At 50.1% G+C, this 8,388-nt stretch carries 5 protein-coding genes and 2 rRNA genes; 1 reads left to right on the forward strand and 6 read right to left on the reverse strand.

All coding sequences use genetic code 11. The features are described from left to right. The first annotated feature begins 107 nt into the window (after positions 1–107). On the forward strand, positions 108–941 hold the full coding sequence (gene iclR, locus IX31_RS08455) for a glyoxylate bypass operon transcriptional repressor IclR (protein ID WP_034457004.1): 834 nt from the start codon (positions 108–110) through the stop codon (positions 939–941). Here the strand turns inward: iclR and aceK are convergent. From aceK to IX31_RS08490, 6 genes are all read right to left on the reverse strand, one after another. Further along, entirely contained in the window at positions 938–2,680 is a 1,743-nt protein-coding gene (gene aceK, locus IX31_RS08460) for a bifunctional isocitrate dehydrogenase kinase/phosphatase (protein WP_034457005.1), read from the reverse strand. The two genes, iclR and aceK, sit on opposite strands and share 4 nt — an antisense overlap. 97 nt (positions 2,681–2,777) lie before the next feature. Then, positions 2,778–4,088, reverse strand: coding sequence for an isocitrate lyase (gene aceA, locus IX31_RS08465; RefSeq protein WP_034457006.1), 1,311 nt, complete (start codon positions 4,086–4,088; stop codon positions 2,778–2,780). Positions 4,089–4,122: 34 nt separating this feature from the next. Continuing rightward, a complete protein-coding gene (gene aceB, locus IX31_RS08470; protein ID WP_034457007.1) occupies positions 4,123–5,721 on the reverse strand; it encodes a malate synthase A in 1,599 nt (532 codons plus the stop codon). A 259-nt stretch (positions 5,722–5,980) separates the two neighbouring features. Further along, positions 5,981–6,910 carry a homoserine O-acetyltransferase MetA gene (gene metA, locus IX31_RS08475; RefSeq protein WP_034457009.1) on the reverse strand — a complete coding sequence of 310 codons (930 nt, stop codon included), beginning with the start codon at positions 6,908–6,910 and terminating at the stop codon, positions 5,981–5,983. 374 nt (positions 6,911–7,284) lie between these two features. Beyond that, positions 7,285–7,400 (reverse strand): 5S ribosomal RNA (gene rrf / locus IX31_RS08485). Positions 7,401–7,510: 110 nt separating this feature from the next. Beyond that, positions 7,511–8,388 (reverse strand): 23S ribosomal RNA (locus IX31_RS08490); the annotation flags it as partial.

Raw genomic sequence — 8,388 nt, forward strand, 5'->3', positions numbered from 1 at the left:
GGAACATGAGACATGTTCACCTGACTGATCCGATGAGTCCAATGCTGGTTGCATTATCGCCAAATAAAACGAAAATGATTTCCACGATACGAAAACAGGAGTTAGTTATGGTTGCTGCCGTTCCCGCCAAACGTGGAAAAAAACCGCGCGCTGCCACAGTGGCCGCACCACAACCCACCGGACAGGTTCAGTCGCTTACTCGCGGCCTGAAATTGCTTGAATGGATTGCTGAATCACACGGTAGTGTTGCCCTCACCGAGCTGGCGCAGCAAGCAGGTTTACCTAACTCCACGACTCATCGTCTACTGACCACCATGCAACAACTTGGCTTTGTACGCCAGATCGGCGATCTCGGGCACTGGACGATTGGCGCACATGCGTTTGTTGTGGGTAGTAGCTTCTTACAAAGCCGCAATCTGTTGGCAATTGTTCACCCGATACTGCGCAAGCTGATGGAAGACTCCGGCGAAACGGTGAACCTGGCAGTGCTCGACCATAGCGATCATCAGGCGATTATTATCGACCAGGTGCAATGCGCTCAGTTGATGCGTATGTCTGCGCCGATTGGCGGTAAATTACCCATGCATGCATCCGGTGCAGGAAAGGTGTTTCTCGCGAATTTGAGTGACGACCAGGTGGCAACTCTGCTGCACCGCAAAGGGCTACATAGCTATACCCCTGCGACGCTCACCTCTCCGTTGCATTTGAAAGAAGATTTGGCGCAAACGCGTAAGCGCGGATATTCATTTGATGATGAAGAACATGCGTTGGGGCTGCGCTGTGTAGCGGCGTGTATCTATGACGAACATCATGAAGCCTTTGCCGCGATTTCAATTTCCGGGCCGATTTCACGTATCACTGATGACCGCGTAACAGAGTTAGGCGCGTTAGTGATTAAAGCGGCGAAGGAGATTACTCAGGCTTATGGCGGCGGGCGCTAACCCGCCTGCTGTAATTGCCCAAAACGCTGGCAGAAACGCTGGCGTTTGCGATAGGCAAAAACATCTTCCACATGGCCATTACGGATTCGCTCCTGTAACGCGCGCCAATAATCGGCGCGAAACAGATCGCTGTGCATCTCATCAAACAGCTGACGGATACGCGGGTCGGCGCATAAGTAGTGGCGGAATTCTTCCGGGAACACATCCCCCAGCGCCACGCTGTACCACGGCTCGGCAGAGAGTTCATCCTCAGGGTAACGCGGCGACGGTACGTTGCGAAAATTCACTTCTGTCATGTAGCAAATTTCATCGTAATCGTAGAACACCACGCGTCCGTGGCGTGTCACGCCAAAGTTTTTAAATAGCATGTCGCCGGGAAAGATATTGGCGGCGGCAAGCTGGCGGATAGCGTTACCGTATTCTTCCACCGCATCGCGTAATTGCTGCCCTTCTACCTGCTCAAGCCACAAATTCAGCGGCACCATTCGGCGTTCAATATAAAGATGGCTGATGGCGATACGGTCGCCGAGATCGGTCAGTTTTTCAGGCACTTCCTGCTGTAATAACGCCATCAATGGCTGGCTAATTTGATGTTTAGACAGCACAAAGTTTTCAAATTCCTGGGTATCGGCCATGCGCCCGACGCGGTCATGCTCTTTGACCAGTTGATAGCACTCGCGCACCCGCTCAGCAGTGACCTCTTTTTGTGGCGCGAACTTGTCTTTAATCACTTTGAATACCCGGTCAAAACCAGGCAGCGTAAACACCAGCATCACCATGCCACGGATACCTGGTGCTTCAATAAACTGCTCATCAGTAGCAGAGATATATGTCAGATATTCACGGTAACTTTCAGTTTTACCGTGTTTCTGGCAACCAATTGCCATATACAATTCGGCCGTCGTTTTACCGGGCAACAACTCGCGTAGCCACTCCACCAGAGCCGCAGGTTGTGGCGCATAAACCATGAAATAGGAACGGGCAAAACCAAAGACAATACTCGCTTCGGCGGCACTGGTTAAACAGGTATCAACGACCAAATAACCTTCATCAGTGCGATGAATTGGCAGTAAAAACGGCACTTTACCACTCGGCAAAACCAGCTTACCTACAAGCCAGGCGGCTTTATTGCGATAAAACAGCTCATTGGCGACCTCAAGGGATGCCTGCTGCAAAGCATCACAACCAAAGGTTTCCATCAGATGCGCAATGATGTAACCCGCATCTCGCGCCAAATCTTGCCATGGCAAACGCAAAGGCAAATCTCTTAGCAAGGAGCGCAGAAGTGGCTGCCATCCTAAAGCTGGGGTAAAGGATTTCGATAACGGACGAGGGATCTCACGAAAACGCTTTTCTTCCTGAGAGCTAAAGATAAAAAGCCGCTCGGGAGATAACGAGCGGTGATCGAACAATCGACAATAAACAGAATTGAAAAAGCTTTCGGCGATTTCAAAACGAGGGTAATCGGGTAGCAATTGTGTGTACTGCGCTTTGACTCGCAGTAAAAACTCATCGTCAGTATTGTGGCTGCCAGTGATGCAACGCAATTGCTCCACCACCAGGCCAACATGGTGATCGTAGAGATGGATGCGACTTTTCATCGCCTGCTGAACTGCATGCCAGTCTGCTTGTTCAAAGCGCTGCTGGGCTCCTGCGGTCACTTCAAGAAAGCGGCCATACTGCGCGTCAAAACCTTGCAGGATAGTGTGGGCAATTAACAGTTCCAGCCTACGAGTCATAACGCACCCCATCTAAATTTAGGGTGGAAAAGCGAAGCGTCCTCCACCTTCAACTTTAAATGGTGGATGACGCGGTGCTTATCCGCCCTACAAGAACTCAGAATTGCTCTTCTTCCGTTGACCCCGTTAATGCCGTCACCGAAGAAGCTCCCCCCTGAATAATCGTCGTCACACGGTCGAAATACCCGGTGCCCACTTCCTGCTGATGGGAAACGAAGGTGTAACCTTCAGGTGCTGCGGCAAATTCTGGCTGCTGCACTTTCTCCACGTAATGGCGCATCCCTTCACCCTGCGCGTAGGCATGTGCCAGATCGAACATGTTGAACCACATGCTGTGGATGCCTGCGAGTGTAATAAATTGGTATTTGTAGCCCATTGCTGACAGTTCCTCCTGGAACGAAGCAATAGTTTTGTCGTCGAGATTTTTCTTCCAGTTAAATGATGGTGAACAGTTATAGGCCAGCAGTTTGCCTGGGAAGCGCGCATGAATGGCATCGGCAAAGCGGCGTGCCTGCTCAAGGTCTGGCTTAGAGGTTTCACACCACACCAAATCGGCGTACGGCGCATAGGCAAGCCCACGGCTGATTGCCTGCTCAATACCCGCGCGAGTGCGGTAGAAACCTTCTTGCGTGCGTTCACCAGTAATGAATTCGCGGTCGTATTCATCGCAATCCGAAGTAATCAAATCCGCAGCATCGGCATCGGTACGGGCAATAACAAGTGTCGGAACACCCATAACGTCGGCGGCCAAACGTGCCGCAACCAGTTTCTGAATCGCTTCTTGAGTAGGAACTAATACCTTGCCGCCCATATGGCCGCATTTCTTAACCGATGCGAGCTGATCTTCAAAGTGAACAGCTGCCGCACCGGCCTGAATCATCGATTTCATCAACTCGAAAGCATTCAGTACGCCGCCAAAACCGGCCTCTGCATCCGCCACGATCGGCAGGTAGTAATCAACATAACGCGGATCACCTTCTTCAATGTTCGATGCCCACTGGATCTGATCGGCGCGACGGAACGTGTTGTTGATCCGATCAACCACTGCTGGCACCGAGTTCGCCGGGTACAACGATTGATCCGGGTACATGCTGGATGCAAGGTTGGCGTCTGCCGCCACCTGCCAACCTGAAAGGTAGATAGCTTCGATACCTGCTTTTGCCTGTTGCAGAGCCTGCCCACCGGTTAATGCGCCGAGGCTATTGATATAACCCTTTTTCGATTCACCATGCAGCAAGCGCCACATTCTGGCCGCGCCATTTTGCGCAAGGGTACATTCCGGGTTTACCGAACCGCGCAGCTTAACGACTTCTTCTGCAGTGTACGGACGTTTGATACCTTCCCAGCGTGGCTGCGTCCAGTCTTGTTGTAATTGTTGGATTTGTTGGTTGCGTGAGGTTTTAGTCATGGCAGATGCTCCTTTATTTTTATTTAAGTTGGGTTCAGGCGAGCAGGCGGTAGCCCGGCAGCGTGAGGAAGTCGATTAACGTATCGGAAGTCGTGATTTGCTCCATCAAACGAGCCGCCTCATCGAAACGCCCCTGACTGAATTGTTTGTCACCTAGCTCTTCCTGAATAACGAACATCTCTTCGGCCAGCATTTGGCGGAACAACGCCTTAGTGACCGTCTCACCGTTACTCAACGTTTTTTGATGATGAATCCACTGCCAGATAGAAGTTCGTGAAATTTCCGCAGTCGCGGCATCTTCCATCAAGCCGTAGATCGGCACGCAACCATTGCCTGAGATCCACGCTTCTATGTACTGCACAGCAACACGAATGTTGGCACGCATTCCCGCTTCAGTGCGTTCCCCTGGACAGGGTTCCAGCAGCTGTTCTGCGGTAATCGGAGCATCTTCTGCGCGCAAAACATGCAACTGGTTTTTCTCATCGCCTAATGCTTTGGTAAAGACTTCCATCACCGTGTCGGCCAGACCTGGATGCGCAATCCATGTGCCATCATGGCCGTTGCTCGCTTCCATCTGTTTATCCGCTCTAACTTTGTTGAGTACCCACTCATTGCGTTGGCTGTCTTTACTTGGAATGAATGCCGCCATACCGCCCATAGCGAAAGCACCGCGGCGATGACACGTTTTGATAAGCAGACGGGAGTAAGCATTCAGGAAAGGTTTATCCATCGTGACAGACTGGCGATCGGGAAGAATGCGGTCCGGATGATTCTTTAACGTCTTGATGTAGCTGAAAATGTAATCCCAGCGGCCACAGTTCAACCCAACGATGTGATCCCGCAGGGCATGAAGGATCTCATCCATCTGGAATACGGCTGGCAGCGTTTCAATCAGTAATGTTGCTTTGATCGTGCCGCGCGGCAGAGAGAAATGATCCTCAGTAAAGCTGAATACTTCACTCCACCAGGCCGCTTCCTCCCAGGATTGGGTTTTCGGCAGATAGAAATACGGGCCGCTTCCTTTAGCCAGTAGAGAGTCTACGTTGTGGAAGAAGTAAAGAGCGAAGTCGAACAGGCTACCCGGGATAGGTTCATCGCGCCAGGTGACATTTTTTTCCGGTAAGTGCAGGCCACGAACACGGCAAACCAGTACCGCGGGATCAGGCTTCAACTGATAAATTTTGCCTGCTTCGTTTGTCCAGCTAATGGTGCCGTTTATCGCATCACGCAGGTTGATTTGGCCATCAATAACTTTGCTCCAGCTTGGTGCCAGTGAGTCTTCAAAGTCGGCCATGAACACTTTGACGTTAGCATTTAAAGCGTTGATCACCATCTTGCGTTCAACCGGGCCTGTAATTTCGACGCGTCGATCCAGTAAATCGGCTGGGATTCCACGAATAGTCCATTCAGATTCACGAATGGAACTTGTTTCCGAAATAAAATCTGGAAGCTTTCCAGCATCAATTTCTGCCTGCTGTACGGTGCGTGCCGCCAGCAGCTTATTACGTTGCGGTGTAAAGCGGATGACGAGCTCACTGAGAAACTCTACTGCATCAGGCGTCAGTATCTGTCGCTCTGGTTCACCAAACGGTTGGCTAAAAGCCAACTCTGCGCTAACTGTCTGTTGTGTCATTGGATCTCTCCCCTCATATCATCCCGTCAATAACGCCAATTCTATCTGGTACGTCCAGTGTCTGGTTTTCACTCAACAGGATTAAGACTACTTCATGATTTTTTAAAATCAAAAACAATTTCCATTTTTGAATTTAAAATCTTTTATCACATTGATATTTATGAAGTTAAAAATTATTCAGTCAGGGAAGTGGTTTTTAGAAAATAAAAAAGGCACCCAAAGGTGCCTTGATCGTAGAGGTGACGGGATGCTGAAACGCTTAATCGAGCGTTGGGTTCATATGACGCAGATCGAACGGTGTGATCTGATAAACGTAGTAGTTCAGCCAGTTTGTGAACAGTAAATTCCCGTGACTACGCCAGGTTGCATGCGGCTTCTTCTGCGGGTCATTACCCGGGAAATAGTTATAAGGCACATCTGGATTCAGACCTGCTTCTACGTCGCGGAAATACTCACCTGAAAGCGTGTGTGAATCATATTCCGGATGGCCCGTTACAAATGCAATGCGTTTATCTTTGCTACCAAAAAGGTAAGCATCCCCTTCTTCTGACTCGGCCAGAACTTCGAGATCGGTGTAGTCACGGATCAACGATGCAGGGAAATCGGCGTAACGCGAATGTGGCGCCAGGAAAGTATCATCAAAGCCGCGAGTTAGCAGCGCGTGCGGGTAAGTGAGGTTATGCTCATATACGCCCGACAATTTCTCTTTGCGCGTTTGCTTAGGAATACCGTAAAGAATATTGAGTGCAGCTTGCACAGCCCAACAGACAAATAGCGTTGAGGTGACGTGATCTTTAGCCCAATGAATCACTTGTTCGATCTGCGGCCAGTAGGCCACATCGTTAAACTCAACCAGGCCCAATGGCGCACCGGTAACGATAAGCCCATCAAAATTTTCATCCTGTATATCGTCGAAATTACAGTAGAAGTTATTGAGGTGCTCAGTTGGTGTATTACGGGATTCGCGCGAATCAATACGTAACAACTGAACGTCAACCTGTAGAGGAGAGTTAGAAAGCAGACGTAAAAACTGGTTCTCCGTCTCAATCTTTTTCGGCATCAGATTAAGTATGAGCACCTTGAGCGGACGGATCTCCTGATTGCTTGCGCGCGATGTTGTCATGACAAAGACATTCTCATCCCGCAGGAAATTGACAGCTGGTAACTCATCCTGCACCCGAATTGGCATAACCTTATATCCTCAAAACATACGTTTAAACGTTTAGACATCCAGATAGCTGAAGATAACTCGAGGATTGTCAAATGTCGAGTATTCATAAGATAGTTGAAAATGTTTCACTTAAGCGCGAATTTTATAGGCAGGGGATTAAACTAGTTTATGACGTGATTTTCAGAGGATTATATCGAGGAAATGAGAGTGGTTTTCGTAAATCGCAGACAGCAAAAAGCCCTGTACATCAGTACAGGACTTTTACTCGTATCATCCTGATACTCGCCCCTCCGGGGCCGGCGCAGGCGCCGTTCARCATTGTTCCCGACAATGTTGTCACWCTCACAACGCAAAAAGGCCACCTGTTAAGGTGGCCTTTCTGACTATTTGGAGCCTGGCAGTTCCCTACTCTCGCATGGGGAGACCCCACACTACCATCGGCGCTACGGCGTTTCACTTCTGAGTTCGGCATGGGGTCAGGTGGGACCACCGCGCTACTGCCGCCAGGCATATTCTGTATCGTTAACCGTTACGTTATYCACGTAACCATCAACTAAAATCTCGGTTCAAGCTGAAAATCAATCTCTGGTCTCTCAACCAAAACACCTTCGGTGTTGTAAGGTTAAGCCTCACGGTTCATTAGTACTGGTTAGCTCAACGTATCGCTACGCTTACACACCCAGCCTATCAACGTCGTAGTCTTCAACGTTCCTTCAGGACCCTTAAAGGGTCAGGGAGAACTCATCTCGGGGCAAGTTTCGCGCTTAGATGCTTTCAGCGCTTATCTTTTCCGCATTTAGCTACCGGGCAATGCCATTGGCATGACAACCCGAACACCAGTGATGCGTCCACTCCGGTCCTCTCGTACTAGGAGCAGCCCCCCTCAATTCTCCAGCGCCCACGGCAGATAGGGACCGAACTGTCTCACGACGTTCTAAACCCAGCTCGCGTACCACTTTAAATGGCGAACAGCCATACCCTTGGGACCTACTTCAGCCCCAGGATGTGATGAGCCGACATCGAGGTGCCAAACACCGCCGTCGATATGAACTCTTGGGCGGTATCAGCCTGTTATCCCCGGAGTACCTTTTATCCGTTGAGCGATGGCCCTTCCATTCAGAACCACCGGATCACTAAGACCTGCTTTCGCACCTGCTCGAGCCGTCACTCTCGCAGTCAAGCTAGCTTATGCCTTTGCACTAACCTCACGATGTCCGACCGTGATTAGCTAACCTTCGTGCTCCTCCGTTACGCTTTAGGAGGAGACCGCCCCAGTCAAACTACCCACCAGACACTGTCCGCAACCCCGATAAGGGGTCTACGTTAGAACATCAAACATTAAAGGGTGGTATTTCAAGGTTGGCTCCACGCAGACTGGCGTCCACGCTTCAAAGCCTCCCACCTATCCTACACATCAAGGCTCAATGTTCAGTGTCAAGCTATAGTAAAGGTTCACGGGGTCTTTCCGTCTTGCCGCGGGTACACTGCATCTTCAC

The organism is Buttiauxella noackiae, assembly GCF_000737905.1.
In the GTDB taxonomy this organism is placed as follows: domain Bacteria; phylum Pseudomonadota; class Gammaproteobacteria; order Enterobacterales; family Enterobacteriaceae; genus Buttiauxella; species Buttiauxella noackiae.

What these genes read in the sequence shown, in the direction of transcription:
- aceK (WP_034457005.1), bottom strand. Translation starts at nt 2,680, where the DNA reads ATGACTCGTAGGCTGGAACTGTTAATTGCCCACACTATCCTGCAAGGT.
- iclR (WP_034457004.1), top strand. Translation starts at nt 108, where the DNA reads ATGGTTGCTGCCGTTCCCGCCAAACGTGGAAAAAAACCGCGCGCTGCC.
- metA (WP_034457009.1), bottom strand. Translation starts at nt 6,910, where the DNA reads ATGCCAATTCGGGTGCAGGATGAGTTACCAGCTGTCAATTTCCTGCGG.
- aceB (WP_034457007.1), bottom strand. Translation starts at nt 5,721, where the DNA reads ATGACACAACAGACAGTTAGCGCAGAGTTGGCTTTTAGCCAACCGTTT.
- aceA (WP_034457006.1), bottom strand. Translation starts at nt 4,088, where the DNA reads ATGACTAAAACCTCACGCAACCAACAAATCCAACAATTACAACAAGAC.